This is a genomic window from Mesorhizobium sp. CU3 (assembly GCF_006442965.1).
Taxonomy (GTDB): Bacteria; Pseudomonadota; Alphaproteobacteria; order Rhizobiales; family Rhizobiaceae; genus Mesorhizobium.
The window spans coordinates 18,792-32,721 of sequence record NZ_VFWX01000021.1; the positions used below are offsets into that span (position 1 = coordinate 18,792).

15 protein-coding genes are annotated in these 13,930 nt (G+C 63.3%); 6 read left to right on the plus strand and 9 right to left on the minus strand.

All coding sequences use genetic code 11. The features are described from left to right. Window positions 1–50: 50 nt before the first annotated feature. Window positions 51–2,102: an elongation factor G gene (locus tag FJ988_RS26140; protein ID WP_140821413.1), complete on the plus strand. Its 2,052-nt coding sequence runs from the start codon at window positions 51–53 to the stop codon at window positions 2,100–2,102. A gap of 667 nt (window positions 2,103–2,769) precedes the next feature. Further along, window positions 2,770–3,267, plus strand: a complete 498-nt coding sequence (locus tag FJ988_RS26145) for an isoprenylcysteine carboxylmethyltransferase family protein (protein WP_140821415.1) — start codon at window positions 2,770–2,772, stop codon at window positions 3,265–3,267. A gap of 13 nt (window positions 3,268–3,280) precedes the next feature. Here the strand turns inward: FJ988_RS26145 and FJ988_RS26150 are convergent, their stop codons facing one another. Beyond that, window positions 3,281–4,177: a LysR family transcriptional regulator gene (locus FJ988_RS26150; RefSeq protein ID WP_140821417.1), complete on the minus strand. Its 897-nt coding sequence runs from the start codon at window positions 4,175–4,177 to the stop codon at window positions 3,281–3,283. Between the two features lie 72 nt (window positions 4,178–4,249). Then, the gene (gene trxB, locus FJ988_RS26155; protein WP_140821419.1) at window positions 4,250–5,224 is read right to left on the minus strand and encodes a thioredoxin-disulfide reductase; all 975 of its coding nucleotides are present in this window, start codon (window positions 5,222–5,224) and stop codon (window positions 4,250–4,252) included. A 237-nt stretch (window positions 5,225–5,461) separates the two neighbouring features. Here trxB and FJ988_RS26160 point away from each other — a divergent pair, with 237 nt between their 5' ends. Then, window positions 5,462–5,938 (plus strand): Lrp/AsnC family transcriptional regulator, encoded by a 477-nt coding sequence (locus FJ988_RS26160; RefSeq protein WP_140821421.1) that lies wholly within the window; start codon window positions 5,462–5,464, stop codon window positions 5,936–5,938. Window positions 5,939–6,006: 68 nt separating this feature from the next. Here the strand turns inward: FJ988_RS26160 and FJ988_RS26165 are convergent, their stop codons facing one another. The 6 genes from FJ988_RS26165 to FJ988_RS26190 form a co-directional block, all read right to left on the minus strand. Further along, window positions 6,007–6,639 carry an HAD-IIIA family hydrolase gene (locus tag FJ988_RS26165; protein ID WP_140821423.1) on the minus strand — a complete coding sequence of 211 codons (633 nt, stop codon included), beginning with the start codon at window positions 6,637–6,639 and terminating at the stop codon, window positions 6,007–6,009. Next, window positions 6,632–7,204: an SIS domain-containing protein gene (locus FJ988_RS26170; protein WP_140821425.1), complete on the minus strand. Its 573-nt coding sequence runs from the start codon at window positions 7,202–7,204 to the stop codon at window positions 6,632–6,634. The genes FJ988_RS26165 and FJ988_RS26170 overlap by 8 nt, the downstream gene beginning before the upstream one ends. An 8-nt stretch (window positions 7,205–7,212) precedes the next feature. Beyond that, window positions 7,213–8,697: a D-glycero-beta-D-manno-heptose-7-phosphate kinase gene (gene rfaE1 / locus FJ988_RS26175; protein ID WP_140821427.1), complete on the minus strand. Its 1,485-nt coding sequence runs from the start codon at window positions 8,695–8,697 to the stop codon at window positions 7,213–7,215. A gap of 126 nt (window positions 8,698–8,823) precedes the next feature. Continuing rightward, complete coding sequence (locus FJ988_RS26180; protein WP_140821429.1) at window positions 8,824–9,456, minus strand: LysE family translocator; 633 nt, start codon at window positions 9,454–9,456, stop codon at window positions 8,824–8,826. 78 nt (window positions 9,457–9,534) lie between these two features. After that, window positions 9,535–9,960 carry a hypothetical protein gene (locus FJ988_RS26185; protein ID WP_140821431.1) on the minus strand — a complete coding sequence of 142 codons (426 nt, stop codon included), beginning with the start codon at window positions 9,958–9,960 and terminating at the stop codon, window positions 9,535–9,537. A 53-nt stretch (window positions 9,961–10,013) separates the two neighbouring features. Beyond that, window positions 10,014–10,250, minus strand: coding sequence for a type II toxin-antitoxin system Phd/YefM family antitoxin (locus tag FJ988_RS26190; protein ID WP_140821433.1), 237 nt, complete (start codon window positions 10,248–10,250; stop codon window positions 10,014–10,016). Window positions 10,251–10,393: 143 nt separating this feature from the next. Here FJ988_RS26190 and rfaD point away from each other — a divergent pair, with 143 nt between their 5' ends. The 3 genes from rfaD to waaC are packed head-to-tail and all read left to right on the plus strand — an operon-like array spanning window position 10,394 to window position 13,307. Continuing rightward, complete coding sequence (gene rfaD / locus FJ988_RS26195; RefSeq protein WP_140821435.1) at window positions 10,394–11,344, plus strand: ADP-glyceromanno-heptose 6-epimerase; 951 nt, start codon at window positions 10,394–10,396, stop codon at window positions 11,342–11,344. After that, window positions 11,317–12,324 carry a lipopolysaccharide heptosyltransferase II gene (gene waaF, locus FJ988_RS26200; protein ID WP_140821437.1) on the plus strand — a complete coding sequence of 336 codons (1,008 nt, stop codon included), beginning with the start codon at window positions 11,317–11,319 and terminating at the stop codon, window positions 12,322–12,324. The genes rfaD and waaF overlap by 28 nt, the downstream gene beginning before the upstream one ends. Next, the gene (gene waaC, locus FJ988_RS26205; RefSeq protein ID WP_140821439.1) at window positions 12,321–13,307 is read left to right on the plus strand and encodes a lipopolysaccharide heptosyltransferase I; all 987 of its coding nucleotides are present in this window, start codon (window positions 12,321–12,323) and stop codon (window positions 13,305–13,307) included. Before waaF ends, waaC begins: the two co-directional genes overlap by 4 nt. Here the strand turns inward: waaC and greA are convergent. Then, the gene (gene greA, locus FJ988_RS26210) at window positions 13,300–13,773 is read right to left on the minus strand and encodes a transcription elongation factor GreA (protein WP_027168132.1); all 474 of its coding nucleotides are present in this window, start codon (window positions 13,771–13,773) and stop codon (window positions 13,300–13,302) included. The two genes, waaC and greA, sit on opposite strands and share 8 nt — an antisense overlap. Window positions 13,774–13,930 lie beyond the last annotated feature (157 nt).

The window sequence follows — 13,930 nt, forward strand, 5'->3', positions numbered from 1 at the left end:
GACGCACTTTTGCTGATCGCTCTCGGGAAACGCCTGAGTGGAGGTCAGCCATGGGTACTCGCGCCGGAGGACGACGCACGGGACCGAAATGCATCGCCATAATCGGTCCCTTTGCAAGCGGTAAGACGACACTTCTCGAAGCAATCCTCGCCCGAACGGGCGCCATTCCCCGCCAGAACCCCGTTTCATCGGGCAGCACCGTTTCCGATCACTCACCCGAGGCCCGCGCCCACGCCATGAGCGTCGAGGCGACCTTCGCCAGCACCGAATTCATGGGCGAGCAGTTGACCTTCGTCGACTGCCCCGGATCGATCGAGTTCGCCTTCGAGGCCGAGCCGGTGCTTGCCGCTTGCGATCTTGCGGTGGTCGTTGCCGAGGCGGACGAGAAGAAGATCCCCGCGCTGCAGCTCATCATGCGCAAGCTCGACGATCTCGCCATCCCGCGCATCCTGTTCCTCAACAAGGTCGACAGGGCGGTCGCCGGCGTGCGCGAGACGCTGAAGATGCTGCAGCCGGCGAGCTCGATGCCGCTGCTGCTGCGCCAGATTCCGCTGCGCAAGGACGGCGTCGTCATCGGCTCGATCGATCTGGCGCTGGAGCGCGCCTACATCTACCGCGAATATGCCGAGAGCGAAGTGGCTGAAATCCCGGGCGACGACAAGGCGCGCGAACTGGAAGCCCGTTTCTCCATGCTGGAGACGCTGGCCGACCATGACGACCATCTGATGGAGCAGCTTCTGGAGGAGATCGAGCCGCCTAAGGACGCGATCTTCGACGACCTCTCAGCCGATCTGCGCGCCGGCGCCGTGACACCGGTGCTGATCGGCACGGCCGAGAAAGGCAATGGCGTGCTGCGCCTCTTGAAGGCGATCCGCCATGATGCGCCCGATGTCGAAGCGACCAGAAAGCGCCTTGGCGCGCCGGAAGGCCAGACCGTCGTCCAAGTTATGAAGACCATCCATACCGCGCATGGCGGCAAGCTCTCGGTCTCACGCGTGCTTTCCGGCCAGTTGGCCGACGCTGCCGAGCTTTGCCTCTCCAACGGCGACACGACAAAGGTCTCCGGCATCTACAGGATGCTCGGCAAGGACCAGCTCAAGCAGACATCCGCAAAGGCCGGCGAAACCGTCGCGCTCGGCAAGCTTGACAACGTCAAGACCGGCCAGACGCTGAGCTCGGCCAAGGGCGGCACCCGACCGCTGACCGCGCTCGAGCCGCCGCAACCGGTCTTCGCCTTTGCGCTGCGCCCCAAGGAGCGCAAGGACGAGGTCAAGATGTCGGCCGCCATCCAGAGGCTTGCCGAGGAAGACCCCTCGCTCAGCCTGCGCCACAATCAGGACTCTGCCGAAACCGTTCTGTCCGGACATGGCGAGATGCATTTGCGCGTCGTGCGCGAGCGGCTGGAGGGCAAGAACCAGATCCCGATCGAAGGCCACGCCCCGGCGGTGCCTTATCGGGAAACCATCCGCAAGGGGGCGCAGCAGCGCGGCCGTCACAAGAAACAGTCGGGCGGTCACGGCCAGTTCGGCGATGTGGTGATCGAGATCAAGCCGCTGCCGCGCGGCACAGGCTTCCAGTTCTCCGACACGATCACCGGCGGCGTGGTGCCCAAGACCTATATACAGTCGGTCGAGACGGGCATTCGCGACTATCTGAAGACCGGCCCGCTCGGCTTCCCGGTCGTCGACGTCGCAGTCAATTTGTCGGACGGCTCCTACCATGCGGTCGATTCTTCCGACATGGCCTTCCAGATGGCTGCCAAGCTCGCCATGAAGGAAGGCATGGCGGCCTGCTCGCCGGTCCTGCTGGAACCGGTCATGAAGGTCGAGATCGTCACGCCCTCCGACGCGACCTCGAAGATCATCGCGCTGATCCCGCAGCGCCGCGGCCAGATCCTCGGCTATGACGCGCGGCCCGACTGGCCGGGCTGGGACGTGGTCGAGGCGACCATGCCGCAGGCGGAGATCGGAGACCTGATCATCGAGTTGCGCTCGGCAACCGCTGGCGTCGCCAGCTACAAGGCCGCTTTCGACCACATGGCCGAGCTGACCGGACGCCTGGCGGACGAGGCGATGAACGCCAACGGCAACAAGGCGGCCTGATCGATTTGGCTGGAAGCAAAAACGGCGTCCGGATGATCCGGACGCCGTTTTATTGCGGGCCGTTTTCCTGGGAGGCAACAGCAGGTCCGCCGCATCCGGAAAAATAGTTCGGACGCGGTAGCTGCCTGAGCCCGGTCATTTCGGGTGATGCCCCCATCTCCCGAACCGACCAACCGCGTCCTATCCTCCACTTAATCGATAGAGTGCGTCCGCGACATGTTACCCGATGTTACATGTCACTGTTACGTGGTGGATCGCGTCGTTTTTTCGATGATGGTGAGGCGCGCGGGCAACAAAAAAGCCGGATCAATAAAGATCCGGCTGAGTTTGATTGGAAGTGCCGATTAGGGCTAACCTCCAGAGGGGAACACTCGAGGGCGCTAATGGGAGGAGAACGCGCCCTGGAGATGTGGCTATATATGTGCTCTTCATGCCCAAGAAACAAGCATCTATTTTGCAACACACGCATGCAAAAAGAGGCAGGCTGTGGTCCAACCTTTGCCGGGAACTCATAGGACCAGGAAAATAAGGCGATTCCGCCGCGTTTTCGGATCAAAAGCAACTGCTGAAATGCAAAACGGGGCCGACTTTGCTCGAAAAATACGGAGTCGGCAAAATGATGCTGGCTTCGGCAGCCAAAGTTTATTTTTGCGGCAGGAGACTTGGGGTGCGTAGTTTTTCAGCAATTGCCGGCAGCGCGCTGTTCCTTATGGTGGCGCCCGGAGTCGTTGCCGGATTGGTGCCTTGGTTGCTGACCGACCGCTACCGCACGCCGCTGTCCGCCGTACCGGGCTTCATGCCTGCCGGCTCTATCCTGGTCGTGGTGGCCACCGCGATCCTGCTTCACGCCTTCGCCCGCTTCGCGCTTGAGGGTCTCGGCACGCCGGCGCCGGTGGCGCCCACCGAGAAGCTGGTGGTTGGCGGCGTCTACCGCCATGTCCGCAACCCGATGTATGTGGCGGTGCTGTCAATCATCCTCGGACAGGCGCTGATCTTCTCGAGCTGGCCGGTGGTGATCTATGGCCTGATCGCCGCGGCGGCGATGGTCTCCTTCGTCAAAGCTTATGAGGAGCCGACACTTGCCCGACGCTACGGCGCCGAATACGAGGCCTATCGCCGCTCGGTACCCGGCTGGCTGCCGCGTATCACGCCCTGGCGCGGTTGATCCGCGCCGTCGACTAATATGACCAGCTGCGCGCCTTCGCTATGATGAAGTCCCGGAAGACATGCAGCTTCGCCTGGTTCTTCATCGCATCCGGATAGGCGAAATAGGTGTCGAAGGACGGCACCTCGGTCTCGGGCAGCAACTGGATAAGGTTGGTGTCCTTGCTGATCACATAATCGGGCAGCATGGCGATGCCGGCACCGCCCTGCACCGCGCGCTTGATCGACAGGATGTCGTTGATCTGCAGTGTCGGCACGCGCTGTCCGCCCTCGAAATCGCCGACCGTCTCCAGCCAGTTCAGCTCCGACAGATGCGAAGGCACCGGTACGCCGAAGGTGACGATGCGGTGGTTCCTGAGCTCGGCGATCGAGGCCGGCTTGCCGAACTTGGCGATATAGGAAGGCGCCGCGTAGAGGTGGAAATGCACGGTGAACAGCCGGCGCTGGATAAGGTCCGGCTGCTGCGGTTGGCGCAGCCGGATGGCGCAATCGGCCTGGCGCATGGTGAGGTCGAGCTCCTCATTGGCGAGGATCAATTGCAGGCTGATCTCGGGATAGAGCTCGATGAATTCCTGCACGCGTTCGGTCAGCCAGCCAGCGCCCAGGCCCACGGTGGTGGTCACGCGCAGCACGCCCGACGGCCGGTCCTTGGTCTCGGTCAGCCTGGTCTTGATGGTCTCCAGCTTCATCAGCACGTCATGCGCCGTGCGGAACAGCATTTCGCCCTGCTCGGTCAGCACCAGGCCGCGCGCATGGCGATGGAAGAGCGCTACGCCGACATCATGCTCCAGCGCGCTGACCTGCCGCGAAATCGCCGATTGCGACAGGTGCAGCGTCTCGGCGGCATGGGTGAACGACCCAGCCTCCGCCGCTGCGTGAAATACGCGTAGCTTGTCCCAGTCCAGCGCCATGATTCCCCTCGTGTTGCCTTTGGCGTCTGAATGAAAAATCAGGCTTTTAAACGGCTTTTCTCAGCCGGTTTGTTATTCCGCCGCTTCGCGGTGAACCTCGATCCCAGCCAGGTATTTTTCCGCCTCGAGCGCCGCCATGCAGCCGAGCCCTGCCGCCGTCACCGCCTGGCGGTAGACGTCGTCCGTCACGTCGCCCGCGGCGAACACGCCGGGCACGTCGGTGCGGGTGGAATCCGGCGCCGTCCACAGATAGCCGTTCGGCTTCTGCTTCAGCTTGCCGACGAAAAGCTCCACCGCCGGCGCATGGCCGATGGCGACGAATACGCCGTCGACCACCAGCTTCGTTTCCTGGCCGGTCACCACGTTGCGCAGCGTCAGGCCTTCGACCGATGGGGGCAGCGGCGCCTTGCCCGGACGTCCGGTGATCTCGTCGACGACCGTGTCCCAGATGACTTTGACATTGTCCTTCTTGAGCAGCCGCTCGCGCAGGATGCGCTCGGCGCGGAAATCGCCGCGGCGATGGATGACGGTGACGCTCTTGGCGAGGTTCGACAGATAGAGCGCCTCCTCGACCGCCGAATTGCCGCCGCCGATGACCGCAACATCCTTGCCGCGATAGAAGAAGCCGTCGCAGGTGGCGCAGGCCGACACGCCGAAGCCCATGAAGGTCTGCTCCGACGGAATGCCCAGCCACTTGGCCTGCGCGCCGGTGGCGATGATCAGAGCGTCCGCCGTGTAGACGGTGCCGGAATCGCCAATGGCGCGGAACGGCCGCACATTGATGTCGACCTCGGTGATGATGTCGTTGACGATGTCGGTGCCGACATGCTCGGCCTGCGCCAGCATCTGGCTCATCAGCCAGGGTCCCTGGATCGGATCGGCGAAGCCTGGATAGTTTTCGACATCGGTGGTGATCATCAGCTGGCCGCCCTGCTGCAGGCCGGCGACCAGCATCGGCTTCAGCATGGCGCGGGCGGCATAGATCGCCGCCGTATAGCCGGCCGGGCCGGAGCCGATGATGAGAACGGGCGCATGTTTGGTGTTCATCAGAAAAAGTCCCCTGCGGCGCAAAGCCGTTGGCTAGTTGCAGTTAATGTAAGGGTTGCCAACCATGGCAGCAAGGCGGACGGACCGTCGTCCCCGGAAAGCTGCTGTTGGTTGTGTATTCGCGAAATCGCTCGGTTTTGTTACGCAGGAAAAATCGCGTCCAGGAGGGCTGGCGCGGACACAAAAGTCGTTTAATGACAAAATCGCGAAAGATTCTTGCGCAAAGCCGAGACAGCCATGCCGCTCAAAGCCGACCTCGACGCCATCGACTGGAAGATCCTGCGCGAGCTGCAGGGCGACGGGCGCATGACCAATGTGGAATTATCGAGCCGCGTCGGCATTTCGGCGCCGCCTTGCCTGCGCCGCGTCCGGCGGCTCGAAGAGGCCGGCATCATTCGAGGCTACCGCGCCCTGCTCAACGCGCCGGCGCTCGGCATGGATGTCGTCGCCTTCTGCCTGATCGGCCTGCACCACCAGGCCGATGCCGAATTGAAAACCTTCGCCGAGCGCACGCGTGGCTGGCCGATCGTGCGCGACGCCTGGATGGTGTCGGGCGAATCCGATTTCCTGCTGCATTGCGTAGCGAGCGATCTCGGCACTTTCCAGACCTTCGTCATCGAGGAACTCGCCTCGGCGCCGAATGTCGACACGGTGCGGACCGCGCTGACCATCCGCCGCGTCAAGGATGAGGGATTGGTCGCCTTTTCCTCTTAATGTGCCGGCTTCAGATAAATTCGCCTGAAAACCAGCGATTTAGCGCCCGGTTTTGAATCAATCTGCGATCAGAGCGAGCGTATCGTCGCGAGCAGCCCGTCAATATCCTCGGCATCGCGCAGCGGCAAAACCGCAAGGCCATGCATAACCGAGGAATCGCCATCGACCAGCCAGCCTCTCGTCAAGCCGGCGCGCTGGCCGGCCTGCATATCGGCGGGTTTGTCGCCGACGATCAGCGATCGCTTCAGGTTCAGGCCAAGCTCGTCGCCGGCCTTCAGCAGCATGCCGGGATTGGGCTTGCGCATCGGATGGTCGGCAACGCCCAGCGGGCCGCTGCCCGCCTCGTGGTAGCCGCAGGCAAGCACCATGTCGACGAAGGCGTTCTGTTCGGCCAGGAGGTCGAGCACGCGCCGGTTTACCCGGGCAAAAGCATCCCAGCCGAAATAGCCGCGCGCAATGCCGGACTGATTGGTCACCACCACGACCGGCAGGCCTGCCAGATTGGCGGCCTTGATGACCGGCAGCATCTGCGGCCTGAGCACAATGTCGGCTGGATCGCTGGGATAGTCGGTATCGACGTTTATGGTGCCGTCGCGGTCGAGGAACAGCGCCGGCAAGCCGGTCGGGAAGTTCGTGGTCCCGATCCGCTCGATCCAAAGCCCAGGCTCGACAAGCGGGGCAACCGCGGCACTGTCAGCCATTGCTGAGACGCGCTTCGACCGCCTCGCACAGATAGTGGTAGAGGCACAGATGCCCCTGCTGGATGATCGGCGTCGAGGTCGACGGCACGTTGAGCAGGATGTCGCTGAGCGGCGCGAGCTTGCCGCCGGTGTCGCCGGTCAGGCTGATCACCGTCATGCCCATCATCCGCGCCTGTTCGGCCGCCGCCAGGATGCTCGGCGAATTGCCGCTGGTCGAGATGGCAAGCAGCACCGCTCCTTCCGATCCATGCGCCTCGACCTGGCGCGAGAAGACGGTATCGAAGCCGTAGTCGTTGCCCCAGGCCGTCAGCACGGCCGCGTTGGCCGGCAGCGCGATCACATTGTAGGCCTTGCGCTCCTTCAGGAAGCGGCCGACCAGTTCGCCGGCAATGTGGATGGCGTCGCTGGCCGAGCCGCCATTGCCGCAGATCAGCAGCGCCTTGCCGGACGACAGCGCGGTCACCGTCTTGTCCACGGCGCGTTGCATTTCGCCGGTCAGGTCGCGCTCGACGGTCGCCGTGATCGCGGCCGCGGAGCGGACCAGATAGTCGTTCAGTTCGGACATGAAATCCCTCAGTTTGCGGCGCGCATCTTGCCGATCGTGTTGGTCGTGCTTTTGCCGGCGACGAGGTCGACCAGCACCACGCGCCCGCCCGCCTTCTGCACCACATCGGCGCCGACCACCGTCTCGACCGTATAATCCGCGCCCTTGACCAGGATGTCGGGCAACAACGCCTCGATGAGCTTGAGCGGCGTGTCCTCCTCGAAGACGACGACGGCGTCGACCGAGGCGAGTGCGGCGAGCACGCAGGCGCGGTCATGCTGGTCGTTGACCGGGCGCCCCGGACCTTTCAGCCGCCGCACCGAGGCATCGCTGTTGAGGCCGAGCACCAGCCGGTCGCACTGGCTGCGCGCCGCATGCAGCAGGCTGACATGGCCGGCATGCAGGATGTCGAAACAGCCATTGGTGAAGCCGACCGTCAGACCTTCATTCTTCCAGGCCGCGACCATCCTGGCCGCCGCATTGGCATCGAGAATGGCATCGGTATGCGCGACCGGGCCATGCGAGCGGAACAGCGCGCCGGAAAGCTCTTCCACCGTCAGCGTTGCCGTGCCGCGCTTGCCGACGACGACGCCACCGGCGGCATTGGCGATGACCGCCGCATGCACCCGGTCGGCGCCCGCGGCGAGTGAAAGCGCGAAACTTGCAATGACTGTGTCCCCGGCGCCCGAGACGTCGAACACCTCGCGCGCCTGCGTGGAGATATGGCGGGCGTCCTCGGCGGAAACGACGCTCATGCCCTTCTCGCTGCGCGTGGCAACGATGAAGTCGAAATCATGCTCGGCAATCAGGTCGCGCGCCGCTGCCACGATCTCGTCGTCGCCGAACACCTTGCGCCCGACCGCCTCGCCCAGTTCCTTGCGGTTGGGCGTCACTGCGGTGGCGCCGGCATAGCGCGCATAGTCGCGGCCCTTCGGGTCGACCAGCACCGGCTTGCCGGCGTCGCGGCAGATCGCGATCAGCTCGGCCGCCACGCCGTCGAGCAGGATGCCCTTGCCGTAGTCGGAAAGGATGACGATGTCGGCGCGCCCGAGTGCTGCCTGGAAGTGGTCGACGAGCTTTGCCCTCTCGGTCGACGTGAGCGGCTTGATCTCTTCCTCATCGAAACGCAGCACCTGCTGGTTGAGCGCGCTGAAGCGGCTCTTCGACGAGGTCATGCGTTCAGTCCGTTGCAGGAGGCCGTCGGTGTCGACGCCGATCTCGCCCAGCATGCGCACCAGATTGTCGCCCGCCTGGTCGGCGCCGATCACCGAGACTGGAATGGCGGCGGCGCCCAGCGAAACGATGTTGGAGACGACATTGCCGGCGCCGCCCATGTTCAACGTCTCGCCGCGTCCGTGCAGCACCGGGATCGGCGCTTCCGGCGAGATCCGTTCGATGACGCCGCTGACGAAACGGTCGAGGATGAGGTCGCCGACGACCAGCACGGTCGCCTCGCCGAAGCGGGCGATGGTGCGATGCAGGGGTTCCGGAGAAGGCGGATGGTGTTTGATCATCTCAATCGCGGTATGCCTGAAGGAGGCCGGACTTGATTAGGTTTCAGCGCCGGAATTGTGGCGCGGGTGGCTCAAAACGATGCCGATATACCGCAATCGAGACCAGCGCAACGCCGGCTGCCTGCCTCAGGCCTTCTGCAGGGCGACATGAACGCCGAGCCCGACCAGCACCGCGCCGCCCGCGCGCTGCATCAGGCGCTGCGCGCGTCCCGAACGCCGCAGCCGCGCAATCATCGCCCCGGCAAGGAAGACGCAAACAATGTCAGCCGAGGAGAACATCAGATTGACGATGGTTCCCAGCAGCACGAATTGCAGCCACACCGGCAGCGCCGCCGTGGCATCGATGAATTGCGGCAGGAACGCCATGAAGAAGATCGCCGTCTTGGGATTGAGCACCTCGACGGTGATGCTCTCGAAAAAGGCACGGCGCGCCGATTTGCGCTCGATGACAGGCAACTCCGCCTCGCCCTCGGCGCGCTTGCGGAACAGACAAATGCCGAGCCAGATCAGATAGAGCGCGCCGATCAGCTTGACCGCCATGTAGAGCGGCGGCACGGCATGGAACAGCACCGACAGGCCGGCAGCCGCGGCAAAGACATGGACATAGCCGCCGAGATGGATGCCCAGCGCCGCCGTCAGCCCCGACCAGCGCCCGCGCGCCATCGTCTGCGCCGCCGCATAAAGCATGGCGGGACCGGGGATATAGGCGAAGATCGCCGTGGTGGCGAAGAAGGCGATGAGTAGTTCGGTCGACGGCATTTTTTGTCCTCTTGTCGGCAAAGCGTAGAGATCACGCCGAACCGACGTCTGGTTCAGTTCTTTGCGCTGGCTTGCGTCTCAGGAATCCCCAAAATTGGAAAATCCGAACGCTGCCACGAGCCGTTCGAAAGTTGGCGTATCCTGCCTTTCGCCGAATGGCCGGATAAGTTGCCAGATGTCCTCGCTATAGAGGAGCAGCATTTCTTCCGTAGCTGCAACGACCTCTATATCGCCCGGAGCCACATAGAAAGAAATACCCTGGATACCGTCGGGAGAAAGCGGCGCGTAATGGACTCGAAATTCGCCGGTGCTGATTTGAATGCCATTCGTGGACGTCCCTTCGTAGGGCTCAACAATTCGGCAAATGCGTCCGATAGATGACTGGCGCAACTCTTCGATCGGCTTTCCGAGGTTTTCGTTTGGCAGAGACGAAACCGTTACGTAGGAGCCGACAAACACCGCAGTGCCTTGCCTATCGGTTGGCGTCTCGGAAGCTCCTGTCATTCATCTGTTCCTGGCGGCTGCCGGTCTATCGCCAAGCGTCGCCGGCGACGGGCCTAATCACGATCCAACTCGGTAGCGTACTCCTCAAGCATCTCGACATGGTCTGACGGAGCATCCTTGGCAGCGTAAGCGCGACGGCTGTCATTGGCGAAGCGCGCCTCGTAGGCCTCGATGCTCATCAGGACATATCTCGGCTTGTTGTGACGAGTAATAGACACAGGCTGCTGGCTCGCAGCCGCAAGCACGTCACCGAGATTCTGTTTCAAGTCGGTGGACGGGTACCGTTTCATAAGGCGCTCCGTTTTGTACATAATAGACAAAACAGACGAATTAGACAAGCTCGAAGAGCTCGATGCGGGTCAGCGCCAGCTTTATCGACAGCCCGGCTGGCCTCCCCTATAAGGGCCGGAATCGCTAGCAGACAGAGGCCTTCATGATCATCGTCACGGGCGGCGCCGGCATGATCGGCTCCAACATCGTCGCGGCTCTCAATGCCGAGGGCCATGACGACATCGTCGTCGTCGACGATCTGACCGACGGCCACAAGATCGCCAACCTGGCCGATCTCCGTATCGCCGACTATCTCGACAAGGATGATTTTCTCGCCCGGCTCGAAAATGGCGGGCTCGGCCGCATCGAGGCCGTCTTCCATCAGGGCGCCTGCTCGACCACCACGGAGTGGAACGGCAAGTTCATGATGGAGGTGAACTACGCCTATTCGAAGCGACTCCTGCATGCCTGCCTCGAATTGCGCGTGCCCTTCCTCTATGCCTCGTCGGCGTCAGTCTATGGCGGCGGCAGCGAATTTCGCGAGGAGCCCGACTTCGAGCGGCCGCTCAACGTCTATGCCTATTCGAAAAAGCTGTTCGACGATTACGTTCGGCGCAATGTGTTCAATACCGACCACTCGCAGGTGGTGGGCCTGCGCTATTTCAACGTCTACGGGCCGCGCGAGGCGCATAAGGGCGCCATGGCCTCGGTCGCCTTCCACCTGTTCAACCAGGTCGAGCGCGGCGAGAACCCGAAACTGTTCGGCGCCTATGGCGATTTCGGGCCCGGCGAGCAAAGCCGCGACTTCATCCATGTCGGCGATGTGGCAGACGTCAATCTGTGGCTCTGGAAGCGCGGCTCGAGCGGCATCTTCAACTGCGGCACCGGCCGCGCCCAGCCGTTCCGCGCCATCGCCGAGACGGTGATCGATACGCTCGGCAAGGGCGAGATCGAATTCATCCCCTTCCCCGACCACCTCAAGGGCAGCTATCAGAGTTTTACTGAAGCCGATATGTCCCGCTTGCGCGCGGCCGGCTACAATGGGCAATTCCGCACCGTCGAAACCGGCGTCAGGGACTATGTCGAATGGCTGAAAGCCCAACGATCCTCGTGATCGGCCCACGCTGGGTGGGCGACATGGTCATGGCGCAGTGCCTGTTTGCGGCGCTGAAGGAAAGATATCCGAACGCCGCGATCGACGTGTTGGCGCCGGCCTGGGCAGCACCCCTCGTCGAGCGCATGCCGGAAATCCGCTGTCAGATCGACTTCCCGCTGATGCCCGGCGCGCTCGAATTCCGCAGCCGCCGCCGCTTCGGCCGCCTGCTGCGCGGCCGCTACGACATGGCTTATGTGCTGCCCGGCAGTTGGAAATCGGCGCTGATCCCGTTCTTTGCCCGCATCCCGCGCCGTGTCGGCAATTTGCGTGAGATGCGCTACGGCCTTCTGACCGATGTCGTGCCGCTGCCCGAGGCGCTGAAGCGGCGCACGGCGCGCGCCTATTTCGGCCTCGCCCAGGGCGGCACGTTTCGCGCGCCGAAGCTTACCGTCGATGCCACCAACCAGGCGGCTCTGCTGGCGCGCTTCGGGCTGTCCGGACAGGATTTCGTGGCGCTGATGCCCGGCGCCGAATTCGGCCCGGCCAAACGCTGGCCGAGCGACCATTATGCCGAGCTTGCCCGGGAGATGATGGCGAAAGGCCTGCGCGTCGCTTTGCTCGGTTCGAAGAACGATGCCGAGGTGACCGGCGAGATCGCAGCGCTTGCGCCCGGCGCCATCGACCTTGCCGGCAAGACGAAGCTGGAGGACGCCATCGACCTGATCGCCGCGGCCAGGCTTGCGGTCTCGAACGACAGCGGGCTGATGCATGTCGCGGCCGCCGTCGGCACGCCGATCGTAGCCGTCTACGGCTCGACCTCGCCGCAAAACACGCCGCCGCTCAGCGATCGTTCGGAACTGATCTGGCTGCATCTGTCCTGCTCGCCCTGCCACAGCAAGGTCTGTCCGCTTGGCCATCTCAACTGCCTGAAGACGCTTGACGTTGCCCGCGTCGCCGCCGCCGCCGACCGGCTGCTCAAGGTGCCAGCGGCCGCATGAAGGTGCTGATCGTCAAGACCTCGTCGATGGGCGATGTCATCCACACCTTTCCGGCCGTCGAGGACGCGCTGCGCAATCGCCCCGACATCACCTTCGACTGGTGCGTGGAGGAGGCCTTCGCCGGCATCGTCGCGCTGCATCCTGCGATCAAAACCATCCACAAAGTGGCGATCCGGCGCTGGCGCAAGCAGCTTTTCAGCCGCGGCGCCTGGCGCGAGATGGCCGGACTGCGCAAGACGCTGCGCGCCGAACGCTACGATCTCGTCATCGATGCGCAAGGCTTGCTGAAGTCGGCCCTGGTCGCCTTCCAGGCCGGTGCGCCGATCGCCGGTTTCGACCGCGCCAGCGCCCGCGAACCCTCGGCGACGCTGTTCTACCAGCGCAGATATGCCGTGCCGCGCGACCTGCACGCCATCGAGCGGACGCGGCGGCTGTTCGGCCTGGCCTTGGGCTATCAGCCGGATCTGTCGGTGCTCCAATCCGGCATCGTGCCGCCAGCGGGCAGTCTTGCCGGCATTGACGGCAAGACTGCCTTTCTGCTGCATGGCACCAGCCGCGAGGACAAGAAATGGCCAGTCGAGAACTGGATCGAAACCGCGCGACTGCTGGTTGCCAGGCATTTCACGCCCGTGGTCACCTGGTCGAATGAAGCGGAAAGGACCGTCGCGGAAGCGATCGTCGGCGCGGTGCCACAAACGGTATTGGTGGCGAAATCGCCGCTGTCCGAAATCGCGGCGATCCTCGGCCGCTCGGCGCTCGTCATCGGCGCCGACACCGGCCTCACCCACCTCGCCAGCGCCTTCGGCCTGCCGACCGTCGCCATCTTCCTGGCGACGGAGCCCGGCCTCACCGGCCCGCGCGGACAATACGCGTCCACCTTGCTCGCGCCGGCGGGCGGCAGAGTCGCACCGGCAGCGGTTATTACTGAGGCTGAAAGATTGCTGGCGCTCCGATCAGAAGCGCCAGCGGTAATCGTTAGATGAACTGCACCTGCACGATCTCGTAACCGCGTGCACCGCCAGGCGCATTGACCTCGATGGCGTCGCCGACCTCCTTGCCGATCAGCGCACGCGCGATCGGCGACGAGATCGAGATGCGGCCGGACTTCACGTCCGCCTCCTGGTCGCCGACGATCTGATAGGTCTTCTTTTCCTCGGTGTCCTCGTCGACGAGCACGACGGTTGCGCCGAATTTCACCTTGTCGCCGGAAAGCTTCGAAACATCGATAACTTCGGCCCGCGCGATCAGGTCCTCGAGTTCGTTGATGCGGCCCTCATTGTGGCTCTGCGACTCCTTGGCGGCATGATATTCGGCATTTTCGGACAGGTCGCCATGCGAGCGCGCTTCGGAAATCGCCTCAATGATGCGCGGACGCTCTTCCTGCTGGCGCCAGCGCAATTCTTCCTTCAATGACGCGAACCCCTCGCCTGTCATCGGGACCTTGATCATATGCCTGACCTTTCCTGCCGCCACCCCCGTTTTCGGGAGAGGCCTTGTCAATGGGTACAAAAAGAAAACGGTCCGGCAGCCTCGGGCTAACGGAACCGTTTCACCGCAATTTCCCCGAATATAGCAATCTTTGCGCGATTTTCACGCCCAAAAATGC